Below are 23,204 nucleotides of genomic sequence, written 5' to 3' on the forward strand. Positions count from 1 at the left end.
GCGCGTACCCCTCGACGCTCTCCCGTCCCCTTCTTTCTCCCCCTCTCAACACCCTCCGAGGAGGCTGTCCCTGTGACCGCCCGCAAGCCGTCCCGAAAGCCGTCCGCCAAAACGCCCGCCCCCATCGAGGGCCTCCGAGTCCAGCCACCGGCACCCGACGGGGCGCCGGCCCCCGCGGGCCCGGCCGAGGCGGCGGCGCCGTCGCCGGAACCGGCCGCCCCCGCCGGACGGAAGAAGCCGGCGGCCGAGCGGGCCGGCACCGCGACGGCGGGCCCCCGCCGGAGCGCCGGCAGCCAGGGCGTACGACAGGCGCGCCCCCTCGACGACGGCGACCGGGGACGGCTGCTCGCCGGTGAGCACCACGCCCCGCACGACCTGCTCGGCGCCCACCCGGTCCGCGGTGGTGTGACCTTCCGGGTGCTGCGCCCGTACGCCCGGTCGGTGACCGTGCTCGCCAAGGGGCTGCGGGCGCGGCTGCACGACGACGGCGACGGCTTCTTCTCCGGGCTGCTGCCGATGCCCGCACTGCCCGAGTACCGGCTGCTGGTCGCCTACGACGACAACGAGATCGAGGTCGAGGATCCGTACCGCTTCCTGCCCGCGCTCGGCGATCTCGATCTGCATCTGATCGGCGAGGGGCGGCACGAGGAGCTGTGGACGGCCCTCGGCGCGCAGCCCATGGAGCACCAGGGGGTGGCGGGCACCCGGTTCACCGTCTGGGCGCCCGACGCCCGCGGTGTGCGGGTCATCGGGGACTTCAACTACTGGGACGGCACCGGCTTCCCGATGCGTTCGCTCGGCTCCACCGGGGTGTGGGAGCTGTTCCTGCCCGCGATCGGGGAGGGCGCGCTCTACAAGTTCGACGTCTGCCGCCCGGACGGTTCGCACACGCTGCGCGCCGACCCGATGGCCCGGTACGCCGAGGTGCCGCCCGCCAACGCCTCGATCGTGACGGCCTCGCACCACGAATGGCGGGACCAGGAGTGGATGGCGCACCGCGGGGACGTCCCGGTGCACGAGGCGCCGATGTCCGTGTACGAGGTGCATCTTCCGTCCTGGCGCCCGGGGCTCACCTTCCGCCAGCTTGCCTCCCAACTCCCGGCGTACGTAAGGGATCTGGGGTTCACGCATGTGGAGCTGATGCCGGTCTCCGAGCACCCCTTCGGCGGCTCCTGGGGCTATCAGGTCACCGGTTTCTACGCCCCGACGTCGCGCATGGGCACCCCCGACGACTTCCGTTTCCTCGTCGATTCCCTGCACCGGGCCGGGATCGGCGTGATCGTCGACTGGGTGCCCGCGCACTTCCCGCGCGACGACTGGGCGCTGGCCGAGTTCGACGGCCGGCCGCTGTACGAACACTCCGATCCGTCGCGGGCGGCGCACCCCGACTGGGGCACGCTGGAGTTCGACTTCGGACGCACCGAGGTGCGCAACTTCCTGGTGTCCAACGCCACTTACTGGTGCGAGGAGTTCCACGTCGACGGGCTGCGGGTCGACGCCGTCGCCTCGATGCTCTATCTCGACTACTCGCGCGAGGAGGGCGAGTGGTCCCCGAACGAGCACGGCGGGCGGGAGAATCTGGACGCCGTCGCCTTCCTGCAGGAGATGAACGCCACCGTCTACCGCCGCAATCCGGGTGTGGTGACCATCGCGGAGGAGTCCACCGCCTGGGACGGTGTCACCCGCGCCACCCACCATGTCGGCCCCGGCGGCTTCGGGGGCCTCGGCTTCGGGCTGAAGTGGAACATGGGCTGGATGCACGACTCCCTGGAGTACGTGTCGAAGGAGCCGGTACACCGCAAGTACCACCACAACGAGATGACCTTCTCGATGGTGTACGCGTACAGCGAGAACTACGTCCTGCCGATCTCGCACGACGAGGTGGTGCACGGCAAGCGGTCGCTGGTCTCCAAGATGCCCGGCGACTGGTGGCAGCAGCGCGCCAACCACCGGGCCTACCTCGGCTTCATGTGGGCCCACCCGGGCAAGCAACTCCTGTTCATGGGCCAGGAGTTCGCTCAGGGGGCGGAGTGGTCGGAGGGGCACGGCCCGGACTGGTGGCTGCTCGACCCCTCGTACGCGGCGGAGAGCGACCACCGGGGCGTACGCACCCTGGTGAGCGACCTGAACGCGGTGTACGGCGCGACCCCCGCGCTCTGGCAGCGCGACACCGTTCCGGAGGGCTTCGACTGGGTGGACGGCGGCGCGGCCGAGGACAATGTCTTCGCCTTCCTGCGCTACGACGCGCACGGCTCACCGCTCCTGGCCGTCAGCAACTTCTCCCCGGTGGTGCGGCACGACTACCGGGTGGGGGTCCCGGACGTGCGCGGGGACCGGGCGGCGTGGGCGGAGGTCCTCAACACCGACGCCGCCCGGTACGGCGGCAGCGACGTGGGCCATCCCGATCCGCTGAAGCCGCAGCCGGTGGCCGCGCACGGCCGGCCCGGCAGCCTGCTGCTGACGCTGCCGCCGCTGGCGACGGTCTGGCTGAAGCCGGTGTGACGCACGGCGCGTGGCCCGCGACCGTCGCTCCCGGTCGCGGGCCACGCGCCCCGGCCCGCTCTCACACCGTCTCGAAGACGTCCTCCAGTTCCTGGAGCAGCCGGCGCTTGGGGCGGGCGCCCACCATCGACTTCACGGGTTCGCCGGAGCGGAAGACCATCAGGGTCGGTGCCGACAGCACCGCGTACCGGCTCGCGATGCCCGGATTGGTGTCGATGTCGAGCTGGACGACCTCCATGCGCCCGGCCAGCTCGGTGGCGACGGCGCTGAGCACGGGGGCGATCTGGCGGCACGGGCCGCACCAGTCGGCGGTGAACTCGACCAGCACGGGCAGGTCCGCCGCGAGTACCTCCGTGTCGAAGGTGGTGTCGGTGACCTCGGCCACGCCCTCTGCATGAATCATCTGTCATCCTCCCAGTTCACAACGTGGTTCCGGACCGCCGGGGAGCACTGCCCCGGCCTCCAGCTCGGCCCTGGCGAGCTCTGCGCCCACCTGGGCGCGGACCGCTTGGAGCTGCTCGATGAGCGAGTCGAGCTCGCCGAGTTTGCGCCGGTAGACGGCGAGCGAGGCGGGGCAGGCGTCACCGGCCGGGTGGCCGGCGCGCAGGCAGTCGACGAACGGCCGGGTCTCCTCCAGCTCGAACCCGAAGTCCTGCAGGGTCCGGATCTGCTGGACCAGTCGCAGATCGTCCTCGTCGTACGCGCGGTAGCCGTTGTCGGCCCGCCGCGCGGACAGCAGCCCGCGTGACTCGTAGTAGCGCAGAGTCCGCGTGGTCGTCCCGGCCCGTTCGGCCAGCTCCCCGATTCGCATGTCCTCGACGGTAGACCTTGACGCCGACGTCAAGGCAAGCGCGAAGGGCCGCCGCGGGAGTCCCGCGGCGGCCCTGTACGTGTTCCGGGTGGCTACGCCTTCGCCACGGCGGGCTGCTCCTCGCTGCCCCGGGGCTCCGGGACGGTGCCCGTGTCGGCGTCCTGGTTGAGCATCTGCTCGGTCCACGGGAGCGCACCGGAGAGGACCTGGTCCACGCGCTCCTTGTCGATCTCCTTGGTCCAGGTGCCGACCAGGACGGTGGCCACCGCGTTGCCCGCGAAGTTCGTCATGGCGCGGGCCTCGCTCATGAAGCGGTCGATGCCGACGATCAGGCCGACGCCGTCGACCAGTCCCGGGCGGTGCGACTGGAGGCCGCCCGCGAGGGTGGCCAGGCCCGCGCCGGTGACTCCGGCGGCGCCCTTCGAGGCGACGATCATGAAGAGCAGCAGCGAGACCTGCTCACCGGCGCTCAGCGGGTCGCCCATCGCGTTGGCGATGAAGAGCGAGGACATCGTGAGGTAGATCGCGGTGCCGTCGAGGTTGAAGGAGTAGCCGGTCGGCACGGTGATGCCGACGACCGGCCGGCTGACCCCGAGGTGTTCCATCTTCGCGATGAGCCGCGGCAGGGCGGACTCGGAGGAGGAGGTGGAGAGGATCAGCAGGAACTCGCGGCCCAGGTACTTCAGCAGCGCGATCAGATTGACCCCGGCGACCAGCCTCAGGATCGTGCCGAGCACCACGAAGACGAAGATCGCGCAGGTGAGGTAGAAGCCGATCATGATGATCGCGAGGGACTTCAGCGCGTCGACGCCGGTCTCGCCGACCACCGCGGCCATCGCGCCGAACGCGCCGACCGGAGCCGCCCACATGATCATGGCGAGGATCCGGAAGACGAGGCGCTGGATGTGGCCGATGCCGCGCAGCACCGGCTCGCCCGCCGAGCCCATGGCCTGGAGCGCGAAGCCCGCGAGCAGGGCGATGAGCAGGGTCTGCAGCACCTCGCCCTCGGTGAAGGCGGAGACGATCGTGGTCGGGATGATGCCGAGCAGGAAGTCGGCGGTGGACTCGCTCGCGCCGGCCGCCTGCTTCTCGCCCGCGGCGCGTACGGCCTCGGTGAGGTGGAGGCCCTGGCCGGGCTCCAGGAGGTTTCCGACGAGCAGACCGATGGCCAGCGCGACGGTCGACATGACCAGGAAGTAGCCGAGGGCGAGGCCGCCGACCGCGCCGACCTTGGCGGCCTTGCGCACCGAGCCGACGCCCAGCACGATCGTGCAGAAGATGATGGGCGAGATCATCATCTTGATCAGGTTCACGAAGCCGGTGCCGATCGGCTTGAGCTCGACGGCGACGCCCGGGGCCGCGAAGCCCACGAGGATGCCGAGCCCCACCGCCGCGATCACGGCGAGATACAGATAGTGCGTGCGGTCCCGCTTGGCGGCTGCCACTCCCACGGGGGTTCTCCTCGGTTCGTCCGGGTCACTCCCCCGTCCCTGGGGGCGCAAGGGCTGCCCGGCGGATGGGAGCCGGAAAAACCCTTGGCGAATATCTCGCTCCCTGTGACGCCGGTCACCGTTGCGTGCATTTCGTTCATTGGTTTTCGGCCAGGCAGACTGTGGCCATGCGTCTCCCCCGCCCCCGTACCCGCCCGCGCAGCCTGGCCGGTCAGCTCTTCGCCATGCAGGTGGTGCTGGTGGCGGCGGTGGTGGCGGGGTGCGCGTTCTTCGCCTACGCCTCCGGCAGCGAGCAGGCGAAGGAGACCGCGGCCAAACAGGTCAGGTCGGCCGCGCTGGCAATCGCCGAGTCGCCGTCGGTACGGGAGGCGATCCGTACCCCGGACCCGTCCGCCGTGCTGCAGCCGTACGCGGAGAAGGTCCGCAAGGACACCGGGATCGCCTTCGTCACGATCATGTCCCCGGACCGGGTCCGCTGGACGCACCCGGACTCCCACCGGATCGGTGAGGAGTTCCTCGGGCACACCGCGCAGGCGCTGCGCGGCGAGACGTTCACCGAGACGTACACCGGCACGCTCGGCCCCTCGATCCGGGTCGTCACCCCGGTCCGGGACGGCGGCAGGATCACCGGTCTGGTCAGCGCGGGCATCACGGTCGAACGGGTCTCCTCGCAGGTGCGGGCGCAGCTCGGGGCGCTGGGGCTGGCGGCGGGCGGGGCGCTCGCGCTCGGCGGCATCGGCACGTATGTGATCAACGCCCGGCTGCGGCGGCACACGCACGGCATGAACGCCGCCGAGCTGAGCCGGATGCACGACTACCACCAGGCCACCCTGCACGCGGTGCGCGAGGGGCTGCTGATGCTCGACGGGCGGCGACGGATCGCGTTGATCAACGACGCGGGCCGGGAGCTGCTCGGTCTGGAGCCGGGTGCGGTCGGGCGCAGGGTCGTCGAGCTGGATCTGCCGGCGCCGCTGACCGGTGCGCTGCTCGCCTCCGAGGAGCGGGTCGACGAACTGCATCTGACGGCGGACCGGGTGATCGTGGTCAACACCCGTCCGGTGGTGGGCGGGGAGCAGCGCGGCACGGTCGTGACACTGCGCGATCACACGGAACTCCAGGCGCTGTCCGGCGAGTTGGACTCGGAGCGGGGCTTCACCCAGGCCCTGCGCTCGCAGGCGCACGAGGCGGCGAACCGGCTGCACACCGTCGTCTCGCTGATCGAACTGGGCCGGGCCGAGGAGGCGGTGGGCTTCGCCACCGCCGAGCTGGAGCTGGCCCAGGCCCTCACCGACCGGGTGGTGGGCGCGGTCGCCGAACCGGTGCTGGCCGCACTGCTGCTCGGCAAGGCGGCGCAGGCGAACGAACGGGGGGTGGAGCTGGTGCTCGCGGACGACAGCCTGATCGACGACGGCGCCCTGCCGGCGACGCTGCCGCAGCGGGATCTGGTGACGGTCCTCGGCAATCTGATCGACAACGCGGTGGACGCGGCGTCGGAGGCGGTGACCGGCGTGCCGGGTCCCGGGTCCGTGCCCGCCCAGCGGGGTACGGGGAGCGGCCGGGCCGCCCGTGCCCGGGTCACCGTCACCGCGCTGGCCGGGGAGGGCGAACTGCTGCTGCGGGTCGCCGACACGGGGGCCGGGATCGATCCCCGGGATGCCGCCGAGGTCTTCGAGCGCGGCTGGTCGACGCACGGCACCGGCCGCGGGATCGGGCTGGCGCTCGTCCAGCAGGCGGTGCACCGCAACGGCGGGACGGTCGCGCTGGACGGCGGCCCGGACGGCGGGGCGCGATTCACGGTACGGCTGCCGCTGACCGTCGCCGGCCGTCCGGCGCACACCACGAAGGAGGCCACGGCGTGATCCAGGTGCTGGTCGTCGAGGACGATCCCGTAGCCGCGGACGCCCATCGGCTCTACGTGGGCCGCGTCCCCGGGTTCACGGTGGCGGCCGTCGCGCATTCGCGTGCGGAGGCGGTGCGGGCGCTGGACCGTACACCGGTCGATCTGCTGCTCCTTGATCTGTATCTGCCCGACGGGCACGGGCTGCAGCTGCTGCGCTCGCTGCGCGCGGCCGGGCACTCGGCGGATGTCATCGCGGTGACGTCGGCGCGCGATCTGGCGGTGGTCCGGGAGGGGGTGTCGCTCGGTGTCGTCCAGTACGTGCTGAAGCCGTTCACCTTCGCCACCCTGCGCGACCGGCTCGTGCGCTACGCGGAGTTCCGCGCGGCGGCCGGTGAGGCGAGCGGCCAGGACGAGGTGGACCGGGCGCTCGGAGCCCTGCGCGCGCCGCAGCCGGCCCGGCTGCCGAAGGGGCTGAGCGGCCCGACCCTGGAGGCCGTGACCCGCGCCCTGCGGGCCGCCCCGGACGGGGTGACGGCGGCGGCGGCCGGGGAGGAGCTGGGCATCTCGCGGATCACCGCGCGCCGCTATCTGGAGCATCTGGTGACGGTGGGACGTGCGGTGCGCAGTCCGCAGTACGGTCAGATCGGGCGCCCGGAGCTGCACTACCGGTGGGTGAGCCAGAATCTCTGAGCCGTGCCCGGCCATGGTCCGCCGGACGGGCCCTCGGACGTTCCTACGAGCCGTGGATATCGGTGGAACACACCGTAGTCATTCGATGCCTTGACTCCTACGGTGGGGCCGTGCACCCCTCCCCGCCGTTCAACGCCCCCGCCGCGCGCCGACTGCGCGAGGCCCTGGGGATGCTTCCCGGTCACGTCGCGTACGGTCTCGGGGCCCAGTACGGGCTCCGGATCAGCACCGAGACGGTGGTCGCCTGGGAGCGCGGGCTCGCCGTCCCGGGCGAGTACGAACTCACGGCGCTGGCCGGGGTGTTGTGGTGCTCGCCGGGCGAACTGCTCACCGCCGCGCGCACCCTGCGGGAGCATCGGGTGGCCAGGGAGCTGGCCGTGGAGGAGCTGGCGCGGCTGCTGGGGCTGACCGCCTCCGCGTATCTGCGGATGGAGGACTCGGGGCGCTGGCGCGGCAACGAACGCCAGTCCGCGGCACTCGCCGAGGTGCTGGGGCTGACGCCCGCCGGGTTCGTGACGGTGTCCGGCCGGGACGAGGAGCTGGCGGAGCTGCTGCGCGGCGCGGTGACGACGCGCTGGCAGGCCCAGCTGCGGGCGGTGGCGAAGCTGGTGCCGCTGGAGCGCGGCTTCCTCCAGGACGTACTGGAACAGCTGCACGCCGACTACCAGTCGCTGATGGTGTCGACGCTGAGCTGGAGCAGCACGGGTGCGGAGCGGGCCGGGGCGACGGGCGACGCGGGACGGGTGTTCCTGGCGGAGATCCTGGAACGGTTCTGGCGGGCCGCGGGGGTGCCGGGGCCGGACGGGTGAGCCGCCCGGCCCGGTCGGCGCCGATGTCCTCAGAGCCTGTCGGGTGACCTCGGATCGGAAAAGCGGACGCGGTCTGGTGCGTGCGATTCCAAGGCGGAGGAGGGAGTCGACGCGGAGCGTTGGCGACCGACGACAACGCAGGAAGCGTGCGTGCCAGGGCGTGGCCGCCCGGTCGGAGGTCACCCGACAGGTTCTCAGCCGTCGGCAGCGTCCGCGGCCACCGGGTCGAAGGAGAACAGACTCCCCCGGTCCACCCCGTCGCAGCCCATCTGCACCAGTTCGGCATCGCGCCTGCTGCTGCCCGCCTCGGCACCGACGCACAGGTGGGTGTGGGCGGGGCGGATCCGGTAGCCCTCGACGGGACGGCCCACGGGCTCGATCCAGAAGGCCTCCGCGGCGCCGCGGCTGCCGCACGTCTGGTCCTGCATCGAGGCGCCGGCCTCCCGTGTCCCGTTCCAGACACCCGTGCAGCCCTTGCCGTAGTCCGGGTGGTCGGTCACGAGCCGCCAGACGCCGTCGCCCAGCGGTCTGAGCGAGAAGCTCGGGATCGTATGCCCATCACATGGCAGCTGGTACAGCCGTCCGCTGTCGGTGCTGCGGTGCTCGGAGAGGCAGAAGCCGGAGTGGACCGACCGGATCTGCACCGTCCGCCCCGCCACAGGACCGGTCACGGGCGCGGTTCCCGTCCGGTCGTCGCCCTGTACGAGAAGGACGACGGCCACCGCGGCGGCGAGCACGACCAGCGAGACGACGGCCGCCAGGACGGTCCTGGACCGGCGACGACGGGCGGGGGACGGCGCGGGGACCGGGACGGTGGGCGGCTCGGACGGCTGCTCGGACGGCTGCTCCGGGGTCTGCTCGGCCGACCGCTCGGGCGGCTCTTCCGGGGAGAGCCCGGCCGGTGCGTCCCGTGCCGTCCCGGAATCCTGGGCTCCGGCCTCGCTCCCGCCCGCGCCCCCGCCCTCGGCCCGCTGCCCGCGCGCGGTGAGCTCCTTGCGTACGGCGAGCCAGTTCGCCGCCTCCGCGGGCCCGCAGCCGCAGGCCCGTACGAAGGCGGCGAGGAGTTCCTCGCGCGGGACCGACGTACGCCCCAGCATGTTGGCGATCGTGGAGCGCGGCAGTACGTCCCCGACCGCGTCGGCCCGCCGGGCCAGTTCCCGCAACGTCAGCCCCGAGGCGTCCTTGAGCACCCGTAACAGGGCTATGAACTCGGGCGCGCTGCGCGCCTCACGAGGATCCGGAGCCCCGCCCTCGACCACCATGCGCTCTGCCTCTCCCCTGGATTCCACGCCCGGACAGGGTTGGGACATGTCCGGGACCAGGGACAAGCCTTGTTGATCCGGTCCGCCGGCTCAAGAGTGGTTTCCGGCACCGCGGCCGCCCGGATCCGACCATCCGGAACGGCCCCGGGCGCCGGGGGAACGGCAAGCGGCCCTGACCGTCCACGGGGGGACAGTCAGGGCCGCCGGGCCGTTCCCGCTGTGCGCTGCCGCGCGGCCGGGGTCAGAAGACCGACTCGGCCTCGTCCATCCGGTCCGTGGGCACCGTCTTGAGCTGTGTGATCGCGTCGGCGAGCGGAACCATCTCGATGTCCGTGCCGCGCAGCGCCGTCATCCGGCCGAAGTCGCCGCGGTGCGCCGCCTCGACCGCGTGCCAGCCGAAGCGGGTGGCGAGCACCCGGTCGTAGGCGGTCGGCGTGCCGCCCCGCTGCACATGGCCGAGAATGACCGGCCGGGCCTCCTTGCCGAGCCGGGTCTCCAGTTCGATGGCCAGCCGGTTGCCGATGCCCTGGAAGCGCTCGTGGCCGAACTGGTCGATCTCGCCCTTGGCGTACGGCATGGAGCCCTCGGCCGGGTGCGCGCCCTCGGCCACGCAGATGACCGCGAACTTCTTGCCGCGCGCGAAGCGTGCCTCGACCATCTTCACCAGGTCCTTGACCTGGAAACGGCGCTCGGGGAGGCAGATGCCGTGCGCGCCGCCCGCCATTCCGGACTCCAGCGCGATCCAGCCCGCGTGCCGGCCCATCACCTCGACGACCATGACCCGCTGGTGCGATTCGGCGGTGGTCTTGAGGCGGTCTATGGCATCGGTGGCGACACCCACCGCGGTGTCGAAGCCGAAGGTCCGGTCGGTGGCGGAGATGTCGTTGTCGATGGTCTTGGGGACGCCGACGACGGGCATTCCGGCGTCCGCCAGCATCCGGGCGGCGGTGAGGGTGCCCTCGCCGCCGATCGGGATGAGGGCGTCCATGCCGTAACGACGGCTCAGCTCGGCGCAGTTCTCCGCGGCCTCGCGCAGCCGGTCGCGCTCCAGCCGGGCCGAACCGAGGATGGTGCCGCCGCGGGCGAGGATGCCGCTGACCGCGTTGAGGTCGAGGGGGCGGAAGTGACCGTCGAGGAGTCCCTTGAACCCGTCCTCGAAGCCGATGACTTCATCTCCGTGCCCCACCACGGCGCGGTGCACGACCGACCGGATCACTGCGTTCAGGCCTGGGCAGTCGCCGCCTGCGGTGAGAATTCCGATGCGCATCGTGCTGTGTCTCCTGCTCGCTAGTGCCGTGCATTCCGGGGGACGTCCGCGGAAGCCCCCGTACCGTGAGCCACGTCGATTGTCCCACGTCAGGTCTGGACCTCGCGCTGCCGGCCGCCCGGTGCGGGGGCTTCGCCCGGCGGGCGACGTCTCGGCCCCCACAGGTATCGTCGACATGGCGATACCATCCCAAACCGAGATTGGACGGGAGAACACGCGTGACGCGCAGCGTGTACGTGACCGGGATCGACCGGGGAGACGGCCGGCAGGTCGTCGATCTGGGAGTCATGGAACTCCTGACGCGTCAGGTGGACCGGGTCGGAGTGTTCCGCCCGCTCGTCCACGACGGACCCGATCGCCTGTTCGAACTGCTGCGGTCCCGCTACCGACTCCCCCAGGACCCCGAGTCGGCCTACGGGCTGGACTACCACGAGGCGTCCGCGCTCCAGGCGGAGCGGGGCACGGACGAGCTGGTCTCCCTGCTCGTCGACCGGTTCCACCAGGTGGCCCGGAAGTACGAGGTGGTGCTGGTGCTCGGCACCGACTTCGCCGCCACCCAGCTGCCCGACGAGCTGGCGCTCAACGCACGCCTGGCCAATGAGTTCGGCGCCTCGGTGATCACGGTGGTCGGCGGGAAGGGCCAGACCGCGGAGTCGGTACGGGCCGAGACCCGCAATGCCTACCGCGCGTACGCCGGACTGGGCTGCGACGTCGTCGCGGTGATCGTGAACCGGGTGGCGGCCGAGGACCGTGACGTCATCGCGGCGCGGCTGGCGGCCACGCTGCCCGCTCCCTGTTCCGTCCTGCCCGACGACGCGGCGCTCTCCGCGCCGACCGTCGCCCAGATCACCGCGGCGCTCGGCGGCACGGTGCTGCTCGGCGACGACTCCGGGCTGGCGAGGGACGCCCTGGACTTCGTCTTCGGCGGCGCGATGCTGCCGAACATGCTGAACGCGCTGACGCCGGGCTGCCTGGTGGTCACACCCGGGGACCGGGCGGACCTGGTGGTCGGCTCGCTGGCCGCGCACAGCGCCGGGACCCCGCCCATCGCGGGGGTGCTGCTGACCCTGGACGAGCGCCCCGGCGAGGAGATACTCAGGCTGGCCGCGCGACTCGCACCGGGCACCCCGGTCGTGTCGGTGGCCGACGGATCCTTCCCCACCGCGGCCCGGCTCTTCGCCCTGGAAGGCAAGTTGAACGCCGCGACGCCCCGCAAGGCGGAGACCGCGCTGGGCCTCTTCGAGCGCCACGTGGACACCGGCGCCCTGCTGGAGCGGATCTCGGTCGCCCGCAGCGGCCGCGTCACCCCGATGATGTTCGAGCACGAGCTGCTGGAGCAGGCCCGCGCCGACCGGCGCCGGGTCGTCCTGCCGGAGGGCACCGAGGAGCGGGTGCTGCGCGCCGCCGACGTACTGCTGCGCCGCGACGTCTGCGACCTCACCCTGCTCGGCGACCCGGACGTCATCCGCAAGAAGGCCGCCGACCTCGGCATCGATCTCGTCGGCACCCAGCTCATCGACCCGCAGGCCTCCGAGCTGCGCCAGACCTTCGCCGAGCGGTACGCGCAGCTGCGGGCCCACCGCGGGGTCACGGTGGAGCTGGCGTACGACGTCGTCGCGGACGTCAACTACTTCGGCACCCTGATGGTCCAGGAGGGGCTCGCGGACGGCATGGTCTCCGGGGCCGTGCACTCCACCGCGGCGACGATCCGGCCGGCGTTCGAGATCATCAAAACCACACCGGACGCCTCGATCGTCTCCTCCGTCTTCTTCATGTGCCTCGCCGACAAGGTGCTGGTGTACGGCGACTGCGCGGTCAATCCGGACCCGGACGCGGAGCAGCTCGCCGACATCGCGGTGCAGTCGGCCGCCACCGCCGCCCGCTTCGGTGTGGAGCCGCGGATCGCGATGCTGTCGTACTCGACGGGCACCTCCGGCTCGGGCGCCGATGTGGACAAGGTGCGCGAGGCGACGGACCGGGTCCGCGCGAGCAGGCCGGACCTCAGGATCGAGGGTCCGATCCAGTACGACGCCGCGGTGGAGCCGAGCGTCGCCGCGACGAAGCTGCCGGGCTCCGAGGTGGCGGGCCAGGCGACGGTGCTGATCTTCCCGGACCTGAACACCGGCAACAACACCTACAAGGCCGTGCAGCGCTCAGCGGGCGCGGTGGCCGTCGGACCGGTGCTCCAGGGGCTGCGGAAGCCCGTCAACGACCTGTCCCGCGGCGCGCTCGTCCAGGACATCGTCAATACCGTGGCCATCACGGCGATCCAGGCGCAGGGCAAGGAGTGAACGGATGACCATCCCGACCACCGAGGGCTCCGCCGTGACGGGCGCGTACCGCGTGCTGGTCCTCAACTCCGGCTCCTCGTCGCTGAAGTACCAGCTGCTGGACATGAGCGACCGCACCCGGCTCGCGGTGGGGCTGGTCGAGCGGATCGGGGAGGAGACCTCCCGTCTGGTGCACACCCCGCTGGTCGGCAAAGGCGCCGAGCGGCGCGAGCGCACCGGCCCGATCGCCGACCACGAGGCGGCGCTGAAGGCGGCGGCACAGGAGCTGGCGGCCGACGGGCTCGGACTGGACTCCCCGCAGCTCGCGGCGATCGGCCACCGGGTGGTGCACGGCGGGCTGCGGTTCACCGAGCCGGTGGTGATCGACGACGAGGTGCTGAAGGAGATCGAGCGACTGATCCCGGTGGCCCCGCTGCACAACCCGGCGAACATCACCGGCATCCGCACCGCTCGGGCCCTGCGACCGGACCTTCCGCAGGTGGCGGTCTTCGACACGGCCTTCCACACGACGATGCCGGAGTACGCGGCGCGGTACGCGATCGACACGGAGACCGCCGACGCGCACCGCATCCGGCGCTACGGATTCCACGGCACCTCGCACGCGTACGTCTCCCGCAAGGCCGCCGAGCTGCTGGGACGCACCCCCGAGGAGGTCAACGTCATCGTGCTGCACCTGGGCAACGGCGCCTCGGCCTCGGCGGTGGCGGGTGGCCGGTGCGTGGAGACCTCGATGGGGCTGACCCCCTTGGAGGGGCTGGTGATGGGCACCCGCTCCGGGGACGTCGATCCGGCCGTCACCTTCCACCTCATGCGCGTCGCGGGGATGTCGGCGGACGAGATCGACGCGCTGCTCAACAAGAAGAGCGGCCTGGTCGGCCTCTGCGGCGACAACGACATGCGGGAGATCCGGCGCCGGATCGACGAGGGCGACGAGCGCGCGGCGCTGGCGTTCGACATCTATGTGCACCGGCTGAAGAAGTACATCGGCGCCTATTCGGCGGTCCTCGGCCGGGTGGATGCCGTGGTGTTCACGGCGGGGGTCGGGGAGAACTCGGCACCGGTGCGGGAGGCTGCCGTCGCCGGTCTCGAAGAGCTCGGCCTGGCGGTGGACGCGGACCTGAACGGCGTGCGGTCCGACGAGCCCCGGCTGATCTCGCCGGACTACGCGCGGGTCGCGGTCGCCGTGGTGCCGACGGACGAGGAACTGGAGATCGCCGTCCAGACCTTCGCGCTCGTCGGACAGGCCCGCGGCCTCGTCGGACAAGCCCACAACTGAGCGCCCCCGCGCCCCTTTGTACCTTCCACCAGACGGAATATTCCGTAGCGAAACAAACCGATAGGATCCGCCTCATGCGCCGTTCCAAAATCGTCTGCACACTCGGTCCCGCCGTCGACTCCCATGAGCAGCTCGTCGCTCTGATCGAGGCCGGCATGAGCGTGGCCCGATTCAACTTCAGTCACGGCAGCCACGAGGAGCACCAGGGTCGTTACGACCGGGTCCGCAAGGCCGCCGCCGAGACCGGCCGCGCGATCGGCGTGCTCGCCGACCTCCAGGGCCCGAAGATCCGCCTGGCGAAGTTCGCCGAGGGCCCCGTCGAGCTGGTCCGCGGGGACGAGTTCACCATCACCGCCGAGGACGTCCCCGGCGACAAGTCGATCTGCGGCACGACCTACAAGGGTCTGCCCGGCGACGTCGCCAAGGGCGACCCGATCCTGATCAACGACGGCAACGTCGAGCTGAAGGTCGTCGCGGTCGAGGGCCCCCGGGTGAAGACCATCGTCATCGAGGGCGGTGTCATCTCCGACCACAAGGGCATCAACCTCCCCGGCGCGGCGGTCAACGTCCCGGCCCTGTCCGAGAAGGACGTCGACGACCTGCGGTTCGCCCTGCGGATGGGCTGCGACCTGGTGGCGCTCTCCTTCGTGCGGGACGCCGATGACGTCAAGGACGTCCACAAGGTGATGGACGAGGAGGGCCGCCGGGTCCCCGTCATCGCCAAGGTCGAGAAGCCGCAGGCCGTCGAGCACATGGAGGGCGTCGTCATGGCGTTCGACGGTGTGATGGTCGCCCGCGGCGACCTGGCCGTCGAGTATCCCCTGGAGAAGGTCCCGATGGTGCAGAAGCGCCTGGTGGAGCTCTGCCGGCGGAACGCCAAGCCGGTGATCGTCGCGACCCAGATGATGGAGTCGATGATCACCAACTCGCGGCCGACGCGCGCCGAGGCGTCCGACGTCGCCAACGCGATCCTGGACGGCGCGGACGCGGTCATGCTGTCGGCCGAGTCCAGCGTGGGCGCGTACCCGATCGAGACGGTCAAGACGATGTCGAAGATCGTCGTCGCCGCCGAGGAGGAGCTGCTCGCCAAGGGACTCCAGCCGCTGGTGCCGGGCAAGAAGCCCCGTACCCAGGGCGGTTCGGTGGCCCGTGCGGCCTGTGAGATCGCGGACTTCCTGAACGGCAGGGCGCTGGTCGCCTTCACCAAGTCCGGTGACACGGCCCGCCGGCTCTCCCGCTACCGCGCGGCGCAGCCCATCCTGGCCTTCACCACGGACGAGTCGACCCGCAACCAGCTCGCGCTGAGCTGGGGCGTCGAGGCCCACGTCGTGCCGCACGTGGACAACACGGACGCGATGGTCGACCTGGTCGACGGCGAGCTGCTGAAGCTGGGCCGCTACAACGAGGGCGACACCATGGTCATCACGGCCGGCTCGCCCCCCGGCATCCCGGGCACGACCAACATGGTGCGGGTGCACCATGTGGGGGGCGGGGCGCGCGACTGACGCGGCCACCCGTGAACAGGGCTGTGGGCCGCACTCCCCGAGGAGTGCGGCCCACAGCCATGTGCGGCTCCCGGACAGGCCCTAGTTGTTGCCGCCGGTGAAGTAGTTGTGCAGCCCGGGGACCTTGAGCGAGCCGCCGAACTGGCCGGCCTGGGTCACCTTGACCTTGGTGAAGAAGGCGAAGGGTACGTTGAGCGGAGGCGGTGTCTCCGGGCTGAACGTCACCGGGATGAGGCCGAAGAGGTTGCCCTTCAGCTGCTCCGTGTACATCGTCACCGTGCCGTTGCGGATGGTGGACCTGGAGCCCTTCCGCGCCTCGACATGGCCCGTCGTACCGGCCGGACCGACCGTCTTCTGGTGGAGGTTGTCGATGTCGATGGAGCTCGCGGTGAACTTCAGCACCTTCTTGACGGTGCCGTCGTACGTCTTCACCTCGACGATGCCCTTGTAGTCGAGCCCGTTGAGGGTGAGCATCGAGCTCTCCAGGATCCACGGGTCGGTCGGGAGCAGCGGGACGCCCGTCTCCAGATCGGCCGCGGCCAGCGCCTTGGGATCGGCGGTCGGACACGGGAAGCGCTCCTTGGCGCCGTCCGGGATGTCCTCGTCCTTCTTGGCGTCGAGCCCCTTGGCGCTCTCGTCGAGCTCCTTGACCGACTTGCCGGCCCTGCCCGCGGCTTCGCGGATGGCGGCGGCGGTCTTGTCGGCCGTCTCCTTCGCGGCGTCCGTGGCCTTCTCGACGGGCTTCTCGGCGGGCTTCTCGGCGGTGTCGGTCCGCGACGGCTTCGGGGACGCGGTGCTCGCGCTCGGGGACGGGCTCGCCGTCTCCTTGTCCGGTCCGTCGAAGAGGTCCTTGAGCGCGTCGCCGACGCCCAGCGGGTCGAGCGGGTTCCTCGACTTCGTGGGTGTGGGCGAGGCACTCGGCGTGGCGGCGGGGGCGTCGGCCGCGGCGGCCTTCGTCTTCGCCGTGTCGCTCGCGGACGGGGTCGTCGAGGGCTTCGGGGTCGCCGAGGACTTCGGGGTCGCCGTGTCGCCCTCGTCACCGGAGTCGGTGGCGGACGGCGACGGGGACGGCGACTTCGACGCGGACGGCGAGGGCTCCTCGCTCGGCTCGTCGGAGCGGGTCACACAGGGGCCGGGCGCGAAGGGAATGTCCGAACTGTCGTCGGCCAGCGCGAGCTTGGGGGTGAGCCCCATTCCCACGAAGACGGCCGTCGGCATCGCGGCGAGCGCGAACGCCTTGCCCGCGGGAATGTGCAGCTTCGTCAGCAAGGACTTCCTGGGGGCCGCGTGGCGCGGTCCGCTTCTCGTCCCGAGGCCCTCCCCGGTCGAGTTCAGCTGCGTCTCGTCACCCCGCACGATGCCTCCCGCCGTCGACCTCAACTGTCGTGTCGTACTGCTCCGGCCGCTGCTGGGGCACCGCTGCCGTGCTCTGGAACTCGGGTTCGAGCTCCTGCGTACCAGGACCGGCGTCCTTGTATGTCTGGTCCAGAGCACCCGCATCCACGGCGTCGGGCTTCGGCTCGCCCGGGGCCCAGGATATGGAGAGCGCCCCACCGAGCAGGGAGAACAGGAAGCCGATCAGGAATCCGCCGATGTTGGCGACCGGTATGGAGATCAACGCCAGCAGGATCGCGGCGACTCCCGCGAACACTCTCACGATGTGGTGAAACCACATCGTAAGGCCCAGCGTGATCAGCAGGACCCCGATGATCAGCGATCCCGCACCGGCGGTCGTGGACATCGCCAGCGTGATGTTGCCGAGGTGCATGTTGGCGTACGGGAAGTACGCGATGGGTAGACCACCCACCATGGTGAACAGGCCCGCCCAGAACGGCCGGTTACCCCGCCAGGTGCGGAATCCCCGCCGGAAGACGCGGAGGTAGTGCTCGTTCTGCCCTGTGGACTCGGGGCTCATGGAAAACAGCTCCCTGGAACCGGTACTGCTGTGAGAAGAGAAAAGGTGGGCGGCCGGAGTCCCCGCAGGGGCGCTCCGGCCACCCGGCGGGTGCTTAGTAGCACTCCTTGACGCCACTGTGCAGCCGCAGGCTCAGGTTGCTGAGCTTGAAGGTGCCGGCGGTGGTCGCCCATGCCGTCTGCTTCACGTTGGTCAGCGTCGCCGTCTCGGCGCGCTGCGCGAAGCCGTTCGGGTTGACCTTCTTCTCGGTACCGGACTGGATGCCGGGCTTGCCGACGTCTCCCGCGGCAACACCGATGTCGATGTGCTCGAAGTACGCGTCGGCGTCGAGCTCGGCGATGTCGAGGTACAGGTTGGTCGCCTCGACCGGCTTCTTCGGGTCCGTACCCGCGTTCAGCTGCAGCGTGACGTTGCCGAGACCGAACGGAAGGTTCGGAGTGACCACCGACTGGCACATGTTGGTGATCGTGGCATCGCTGAAGCCGGACACGGCCACGGCGTGCGCCGCGTCGTCGCCCTTGAGGTCCTTGCCGGTAGCAACGCTGCCGTACTGGACGAAGTCATGGCCGACGAGCTTGTCCGCACGCACCTTGAAGCTCTGGCCGGACACGCTGAACGACGCCGCGAGGGCGCCCTGCGCGAGACCGACACCCACCGCCGCGGTCGCGACGACGCTCGGCACCATGACCAGAGCGAAACGCTTCCATCTGGTGCCGCCACGAACCTGGGAACTCATAATTTTCCTCCTTCTCGGACGTACATCTCCGGTCCGGGCTGGGCCCGTCCTGGGATGGGAGAAGTGCTACGTCCTCGGCAAGGAGAGCGCCTGCGGACGGAGGCATGAACCGCGTCCGAATCACCGGCGATCACCCCCGAGCGACAACCACTGGCCACGCATTCGCGCAACCTGTTCGGACAGGCCCTGCCGGACGACAGGAACCCCCCTGCCCGGAGCCGGCGCCACTGCCGCCGGCCCACTCGGTGGGGACCCAACAGGGCCGCCGCACCGACTGGCAGCCGGGCTGGCGTTATTGGACCGAGCGTGGCCGATCGTGGTGCATTCCCGCCCGTGACACAAGGGGGTTCGTTACTCGCTAGTAACGGCCCGATAACCGATGCGCGACCGGCTGATACCGCCCGGCCACACAGGGTGGCGCCGAGTCGAAGGACGAAAGGGAGGATCGGGTCACCAATACGGACAGATCCCGGTGCACGATTTACTGCGAGTAACAGGCCCTGGCTTTATCAAGATTTGGTAAAGCAGGGGCGTCTCTTATCGCCGGATCGCGAAAAAGGCCGCGGTCCCCCGGAGGGCACCGCGGCCACTTGTCACATCAGAACAAGACCCGCGCCAGCGCCGTACGCGCGGCGCCGACCCGCGGGTCGTCGGGGCCGATCACCTCGAACAGCTCCAGCAGCCGCACCCGCGCGGCGTCCCGGTCGTCACCGAAGGTGCGCCGCACCGTCTCGACGAGCCGGCCGAAGGCGTCCTCGACATGACCGCCGACCAGATCCAGATCGGCGGCGGCGAGCTGCGCCGTGACATCGGCCGGATTCGCGGCGGCGTTCTCGCGGACCCGCTGCGCGTCCATGTCCTTGGCCCGGGAGAGGAGTTCGGCCTGGGCGAGACCGAGCTTGGCCTCCGTGTTGGCCGGGTCGTCGGACAGGACGTTCTTGTACGCCTGGACGGCACCGGCGAAGTCGTCGGCGTCCAGGGCCCGTACGGCCGATTCGAGCAGGGCGTCGTACGGCCCCGCGGGCGCCTCGGCCGGAGCCGCGTCACCCTCTCCGGCGGCGGCGTCCTGGTCGACCGCGATCCCGGTGAGCCCGAACCGCTCCTCGCCGACCTGGATCAACTGGTCAAGCGTCTGGCGGATCTGGGCCTCGGGGGCCGCGCCCTGGAAGAGCGGGAGGGCCTGTCCGGCGACGACGGCGAAGACCGCCGGAATGCCCTGGATGCCGAACTGCTGCATCAGCATCTGGTTGGCGTCGACATCGACCTTGGCCAGCACGAAGCGGCCGTTGTACTCAAGGGCCAGACGCTCCAGGAGCGGGCCCAACTGCTTGCACGGCTCGCACCACTCGGCCCAGAAGTCGATGACGACCGGGACCTCGGCGGAACGCTGGAGGACATCGTTCTCGAAGCCCGCCTCATCGACATCGATCACCAGGGCGGAGGGCGGCACGGCACCGCCGCCACCCTGCCGGGAGGCCTCGGCGCGGGCCTGCTCCGCCTTCACCTTGGCCTCGCCGGCCGCCTTCACCGCGGCGAGGTCGACGACGCCGCTCATGGACATGTTCCTAGGCTGCATACGTACATCCTCCCCCCTCGGTGCGCCGATCCGGAAAGCGATACGGGAACCGGATCGGTCCGCGGCCCCGGCCGGTGTGCGGGGCGGGCGGACAGACACGTTCCCGGGCCCCGCGAAGGACCCTGGAAGAGGTCGAAAAGACCCCGGTGGGCCCCTGAAAGACCCGATTCGGCAGCCGGACCCCCGCCCAGTGCCTGGTGCGGCTCCGGGTCCCCACCCGGCGCCTGTGGTTGTCGCTCGTTCGTGGCGCGAGACGCGGCGCCCTGGCCGCCTTCCTTACGCTACGACCCGTAGCGTAACTGCCGATGGGCTCTCTCGAACAGATGATCCCGGTGATCTGTCTCACGGACACCGGGGCCGTCCCGTTCTTACTACTGACCGGTATGGTCACCGCATGCTGAGCCACAGCGACCAGACCCCCTCCCGGACAGGACGTCCGCGCAGTACCGCGGCCGATGCCGCGATCCTCGAAGCGACCCGGGCGTCCCTGGTCGATCTGGGCTGGTCGAAGCTGACCATGAGCGATGTGGCGACCCGGGCGGGGGTCGCGAAGACGACCCTCTATCGACGCTGGGCGGGCAAGAACGAGCTGGTCGTCGACGCGGTCGCGGTCCTCTTCGACGAGCTGGAGCTCCACGACCGGGGCAGCCTGGCGGCCGATGTGCAGGGCGTCGTGCTCCAGTTCGCCGCATTGCTGGAGCGGCCGGAGACCCGGACCGCGCTGATGGCGGTGGTCGCGGAGTCCACCCGGGACGATTCGCTCCGGCTGCGGATCCGGTCGGCCATCGTGGACCGGCAGAAGCGCCTGGTCGTCCTCGGCCGGGAACGCGCCCAGGCCCGCGGCGAGCTGTCGTACGAGGACGATGCCGGGACGGCGGCCCACAACGCGGACCTGATCTTCGATGTGATCGCCGGTGCCGTGGTGCACCGGACGCTGGTCAGCGCCGAGCCGGTGGACGCCGAGTGGGCGCGCAGCTTCACCTCTCTGCTGCTGCTCGGGCTGGCCGGGGCTCAGAGCCTGTCGGGTGACCTCTGATCGGGCGGCCACGGCCTGGTGCGTCCGCTCTCCGATCGAAGGTCACCCGACAGACTCTCAGACCTGATAGCGCCCCGGCGCGAAGAGGTGGAGGTGCTTCTCCACCCAGGCGGAGGTCCGTTCCAGGCCCTCCTCCAGGGGGACTTCGGGGCGCCAGCCCGCCCACTCGCGGGCCCGGGTGTTGTCGGACAGCAGCCGCTGGACCTCGCTGCCGGCGGGCCGCAGCCGCGCCGGGTCCACCACCACCTCCGCGTCCCGACCGGACGCGGTGATCAGGGCTTTGGCCAGGTCCCCGACCGAAATCTCCCGGCCGGTGCCGAGGTTGGCGCTCTCGCCCAGGGCCCGGTCGCAGTCGGCCAGCGCCAGGAATCCGGCCGCGGTGTCGGTGACGTACGTGAAGTCCCGGGTGGGGGTCAGTGAGCCGAGGCGGATCTCCCGTGCGCCCGCGTGCAGTTGGGCCAGGATCGTGGGGATCACCGCGCGGGCGGACTGGCGCGGGCCGTAGGTGTTGAACGGGCGGACGACGGTCACCGGAAGCTCGAAGGCGTGCCAGTGCGAGAGCGCCATCATGTCGGCGCCGATCTTCGAGGCGGAGTACGGGGACTGCGGCTGGAGCGGGTGATTCTCGCTGATCGGAGCGGTCAGCGCGCTCCCGTACACCTCGCTGGTGGAGGTGTGCAGCAGGCGGCGCACCGAGTGGCGGCGGCACGCCTCGGCGATGTTCTCGGTGCCGACGACGTTCGTGCGGACGTACGCGGCCGGCGCGTCGTAGCTGTACGGGATGCCGATGAGCGCCGCGAGGTGGAAGACCGTGTCGCAGCCCGCGACCGCGTCCATCACACGGCCCGCGTCACCGATGTCCCCGGCGATCATCTCGACGGGGCCGTGCGGGTCGTCGAGGTAGCGGGCGAGGTGACCCTTCTCGGCGTACGGCTTGTAGTGGACGAACGCGCGGACGTGCGCGCCGCGTTCGACGAGCAGGTCCACGAGGGTGGAGCCGATGAAGCCCTCGGCGCCGGTGACAAGGACCGTGCGGCCCTTCCAGTCGATGCTGCGGCCGTTGCGGTCGGTGCTCATGCGGTGGATTCCTTTGCGTTGGGTGGGGTTACTGGGCGGTGGCGAGGCGGATGACGATGGCAGCGAGCAGGTCGGCAGCCCGCGCGTGGTTGCCGGGGTCGGCGGCGCGGCCCATCGCGGCGAGCCTGCCGGGATCGGTGAGCAGCGGCTCGACGACGGCGGCGAGCCGGTCGGCGGTGGTTTCGGCGTCCGGCACGAGGTATGCGGCACCCACCTCGGACAGCACCCGGGCGTTGTGGGTCTGGTGGTCGCCGGGGGCGTGCGGGTACGGCACGAGGACGGCGGGCACCCCGGTGGTCGCGAGTTCGGCGATCGTGGCGGACCCGGCCCGGCAGACCACCAGATCGGCCACGGCGTAGGCGAGGTCCATCCGGTCCAGATAGCGGACGGCCTGCGCGACCGGGCCCGCGCCCGCGTCGGCGAGCCGCTGTCGGGTCTCCGCGAGCGCCGCCGGACCCGTCTTGATCAGGAGGTGGACGTCCCGGCGGTCGCGCCAGCGGGCGGCGAGGCCGACCGCGGCCGCGGTGAGCCGGGCCGCGCCGAGGCTGCCGCCGTTGAAGAGGACGACGCGGGCTCCGGCGGGTATACCGAAGGCGTCCCGGGCCTCGTCGCGGAGCGCGGGGCGGTCCAGGGCGGCCAGCGAGGCGGCGATCGGCATGCCGACGGTCCGGGCCCGCTCTCCGCCCGCCAGGTGCGGCCGGCTGCCGTCGAAGGCGACCGTGAGGTGTTCGGTGAGCCGGGCAGCGAACTGGTTGGCGCGGCCGGGGACGGCGTTGGACTCGTGGATGACGCTCGGCAGCCCGGCCATCCGGGCCCCGAGGACGGCGGGGGCGCTCGGGTAGCCGCCCATGCCGACGACGACCTGGGCCCGCTGGGTGCGCAGGATGGACCGGCACTGCGCGCCGGAGCGCAGAAGGGCGGCCGGGAGCAGGAAGCGCTTGGCTCCCAGCGCGGGGTCGAAGGGGATCATGTCGACGGTGTGCAGCCGGTATCCGGCCGCCGGGATCAGGGTCGTCTCCAGGCCCCGCTCGGTCCCGACGAAGGAGATGACCGCGTCCGGCTCGGCGCGGCGCAGGGCCTCGGCGAGAGCGAGCCCTGGGTAGATGTGGCCGCCGGTGCCGCCCGCACCGATCACGACGGAGAGTGGTGTGCGCATGGCC

At 71.2% G+C, this 23,204-nt stretch carries 19 protein-coding genes; 8 read left to right on the forward strand and 11 right to left on the reverse strand.

Annotated features, from left to right (window positions below; translation table 11 throughout):
- The first annotated feature begins 72 nt into the window (after positions 1–72).
- Positions 73–2,502, forward strand: a complete 2,430-nt coding sequence (gene glgB, locus OG520_RS12355; RefSeq protein WP_406013209.1) for a 1,4-alpha-glucan branching enzyme — start codon at positions 73–75, stop codon at positions 2,500–2,502.
- A 61-nt stretch (positions 2,503–2,563) separates the two neighbouring features.
- Here glgB and trxA read toward each other — a convergent pair whose 3' ends face one another.
- The 3 genes from trxA to OG520_RS12370 all read right to left on the reverse strand — a co-directional run bounded on the left by trxA (position 2,564) and on the right by OG520_RS12370 (position 4,764).
- The gene (gene trxA, locus OG520_RS12360; RefSeq protein ID WP_323180280.1) at positions 2,564–2,905 is read right to left on the reverse strand and encodes a thioredoxin; all 342 of its coding nucleotides are present in this window, start codon (positions 2,903–2,905) and stop codon (positions 2,564–2,566) included.
- A gap of 3 nt (positions 2,906–2,908) precedes the next feature.
- On the reverse strand, positions 2,909–3,313 hold the full coding sequence (locus tag OG520_RS12365; protein WP_399333959.1) for a MerR family transcriptional regulator: 405 nt from the start codon (positions 3,311–3,313) through the stop codon (positions 2,909–2,911).
- A gap of 92 nt (positions 3,314–3,405) precedes the next feature.
- Positions 3,406–4,764: a cation:dicarboxylate symporter family transporter gene (locus OG520_RS12370; protein WP_399333961.1), complete on the reverse strand. Its 1,359-nt coding sequence runs from the start codon at positions 4,762–4,764 to the stop codon at positions 3,406–3,408.
- Between the two features lie 167 nt (positions 4,765–4,931).
- Between OG520_RS12370 and OG520_RS12375 the strand changes: the two genes are divergently transcribed.
- From OG520_RS12375 to OG520_RS12385, 3 genes are all read left to right on the forward strand, one after another.
- The gene (locus tag OG520_RS12375; RefSeq protein ID WP_406013210.1) at positions 4,932–6,623 is read left to right on the forward strand and encodes an ATP-binding protein; all 1,692 of its coding nucleotides are present in this window, start codon (positions 4,932–4,934) and stop codon (positions 6,621–6,623) included.
- A complete protein-coding gene (locus OG520_RS12380) occupies positions 6,620–7,294 on the forward strand; it encodes a response regulator (RefSeq protein WP_385329731.1) in 675 nt (224 codons plus the stop codon). Before OG520_RS12375 ends, OG520_RS12380 begins: the two co-directional genes overlap by 4 nt.
- A 170-nt stretch (positions 7,295–7,464) precedes the next feature.
- A complete protein-coding gene (locus tag OG520_RS12385; protein WP_406016470.1) occupies positions 7,465–8,103 on the forward strand; it encodes a helix-turn-helix domain-containing protein in 639 nt (212 codons plus the stop codon).
- A 194-nt stretch (positions 8,104–8,297) separates the two neighbouring features.
- Here the strand turns inward: OG520_RS12385 and OG520_RS12390 are convergent, their stop codons facing one another.
- Together OG520_RS12390 and OG520_RS12395 are read right to left on the reverse strand one after the other, a co-directional pair.
- Positions 8,298–9,392: a helix-turn-helix domain-containing protein gene (locus tag OG520_RS12390; RefSeq protein ID WP_406013211.1), complete on the reverse strand. Its 1,095-nt coding sequence runs from the start codon at positions 9,390–9,392 to the stop codon at positions 8,298–8,300.
- A 214-nt stretch (positions 9,393–9,606) separates the two neighbouring features.
- A complete protein-coding gene (locus tag OG520_RS12395) occupies positions 9,607–10,632 on the reverse strand; it encodes an ATP-dependent 6-phosphofructokinase (protein ID WP_406013212.1) in 1,026 nt (341 codons plus the stop codon).
- 218 nt (positions 10,633–10,850) lie between these two features.
- Here OG520_RS12395 and pta point away from each other — a divergent pair, with 218 nt between their 5' ends.
- The 3 genes from pta to pyk all read left to right on the forward strand — a co-directional run bounded on the left by pta (position 10,851) and on the right by pyk (position 15,704).
- Positions 10,851–12,923, forward strand: coding sequence for a phosphate acetyltransferase (gene pta, locus OG520_RS12400; protein WP_406013213.1), 2,073 nt, complete (start codon positions 10,851–10,853; stop codon positions 12,921–12,923).
- Between the two features lie 4 nt (positions 12,924–12,927).
- Entirely contained in the window at positions 12,928–14,199 is a 1,272-nt protein-coding gene (locus tag OG520_RS12405) for an acetate kinase (protein ID WP_406013214.1), read from the forward strand.
- Between the two features lie 74 nt (positions 14,200–14,273).
- Positions 14,274–15,704, forward strand: coding sequence for a pyruvate kinase (gene pyk, locus OG520_RS12410; protein ID WP_266426654.1), 1,431 nt, complete (start codon positions 14,274–14,276; stop codon positions 15,702–15,704).
- An 81-nt stretch (positions 15,705–15,785) separates the two neighbouring features.
- On the opposite strand, the gene OG520_RS12415 is transcribed toward pyk, so the two are convergent.
- The 4 genes from OG520_RS12415 to OG520_RS12430 form a co-directional block, all read right to left on the reverse strand.
- Positions 15,786–17,060, reverse strand: coding sequence for a hypothetical protein (locus OG520_RS12415; protein ID WP_406013215.1), 1,275 nt, complete (start codon positions 17,058–17,060; stop codon positions 15,786–15,788).
- Positions 17,050–17,619, reverse strand: a complete 570-nt coding sequence (locus tag OG520_RS12420; protein ID WP_406013216.1) for a DUF6114 domain-containing protein — start codon at positions 17,617–17,619, stop codon at positions 17,050–17,052. The genes OG520_RS12415 and OG520_RS12420 overlap by 11 nt, the downstream gene beginning before the upstream one ends.
- Before the next feature lie 94 nt (positions 17,620–17,713).
- Positions 17,714–18,355, reverse strand: coding sequence for a DUF6230 family protein (locus OG520_RS12425; RefSeq protein ID WP_385329708.1), 642 nt, complete (start codon positions 18,353–18,355; stop codon positions 17,714–17,716).
- A 598-nt stretch (positions 18,356–18,953) separates the two neighbouring features.
- The gene (locus OG520_RS12430; RefSeq protein WP_406013217.1) at positions 18,954–19,931 is read right to left on the reverse strand and encodes a tetratricopeptide repeat protein; all 978 of its coding nucleotides are present in this window, start codon (positions 19,929–19,931) and stop codon (positions 18,954–18,956) included.
- A 394-nt stretch (positions 19,932–20,325) separates the two neighbouring features.
- Here OG520_RS12430 and OG520_RS12435 point away from each other — a divergent pair, with 394 nt between their 5' ends.
- A complete protein-coding gene (locus OG520_RS12435; RefSeq protein ID WP_399333980.1) occupies positions 20,326–20,967 on the forward strand; it encodes a TetR/AcrR family transcriptional regulator in 642 nt (213 codons plus the stop codon).
- Positions 20,968–21,024: 57 nt separating this feature from the next.
- Here OG520_RS12435 and OG520_RS12440 read toward each other — a convergent pair whose 3' ends face one another.
- Together OG520_RS12440 and OG520_RS12445 are read right to left on the reverse strand one after the other, a co-directional pair.
- Entirely contained in the window at positions 21,025–22,044 is a 1,020-nt protein-coding gene (locus OG520_RS12440) for a GDP-mannose 4,6-dehydratase (RefSeq protein WP_406013218.1), read from the reverse strand.
- A gap of 28 nt (positions 22,045–22,072) precedes the next feature.
- Positions 22,073–23,200 carry a UDP-N-acetylglucosamine--N-acetylmuramyl-(pentapeptide) pyrophosphoryl-undecaprenol N-acetylglucosamine transferase gene (locus OG520_RS12445; protein WP_406013219.1) on the reverse strand — a complete coding sequence of 376 codons (1,128 nt, stop codon included), beginning with the start codon at positions 23,198–23,200 and terminating at the stop codon, positions 22,073–22,075.
- Positions 23,201–23,204 lie beyond the last annotated feature (4 nt).

This window comes from Streptomyces sp. NBC_00984, from assembly GCF_045162475.1.
Lineage (GTDB): Bacteria > Actinomycetota > Actinomycetes > Streptomycetales > Streptomycetaceae > Streptomyces.

Bases quoted from the DNA above. Each gene is read 5' to 3' on its own strand.
- trxA (WP_323180280.1), bottom strand. From the start codon at position 2,905: ATGATTCATGCAGAGGGCGTGGCCGAGGTCACCGACACCACCTTCGAC.
- OG520_RS12365 (WP_399333959.1), bottom strand. From the start codon at position 3,313: ATGCGAATCGGGGAGCTGGCCGAACGGGCCGGGACGACCACGCGGACT.
- OG520_RS12375 (WP_406013210.1), top strand. From the start codon at position 4,932: ATGCGTCTCCCCCGCCCCCGTACCCGCCCGCGCAGCCTGGCCGGTCAG.
- OG520_RS12385 (WP_406016470.1), top strand. From the start codon at position 7,465: ATGCTTCCCGGTCACGTCGCGTACGGTCTCGGGGCCCAGTACGGGCTC.
- OG520_RS12395 (WP_406013212.1), bottom strand. From the start codon at position 10,632: ATGCGCATCGGAATTCTCACCGCAGGCGGCGACTGCCCAGGCCTGAAC.
- OG520_RS12405 (WP_406013214.1), top strand. From the start codon at position 12,928: ATGACCATCCCGACCACCGAGGGCTCCGCCGTGACGGGCGCGTACCGC.
- pyk (WP_266426654.1), top strand. From the start codon at position 14,274: ATGCGCCGTTCCAAAATCGTCTGCACACTCGGTCCCGCCGTCGACTCC.
- OG520_RS12420 (WP_406013216.1), bottom strand. From the start codon at position 17,619: ATGAGCCCCGAGTCCACAGGGCAGAACGAGCACTACCTCCGCGTCTTC.
- OG520_RS12425 (WP_385329708.1), bottom strand. From the start codon at position 18,355: ATGAGTTCCCAGGTTCGTGGCGGCACCAGATGGAAGCGTTTCGCTCTG.
- OG520_RS12430 (WP_406013217.1), bottom strand. From the start codon at position 19,931: ATGCAGCCTAGGAACATGTCCATGAGCGGCGTCGTCGACCTCGCCGCG.
- OG520_RS12435 (WP_399333980.1), top strand. From the start codon at position 20,326: ATGCTGAGCCACAGCGACCAGACCCCCTCCCGGACAGGACGTCCGCGC.
- OG520_RS12440 (WP_406013218.1), bottom strand. From the start codon at position 22,044: ATGAGCACCGACCGCAACGGCCGCAGCATCGACTGGAAGGGCCGCACG.
- OG520_RS12445 (WP_406013219.1), bottom strand. From the start codon at position 23,200: ATGCGCACACCACTCTCCGTCGTGATCGGTGCGGGCGGCACCGGCGGC.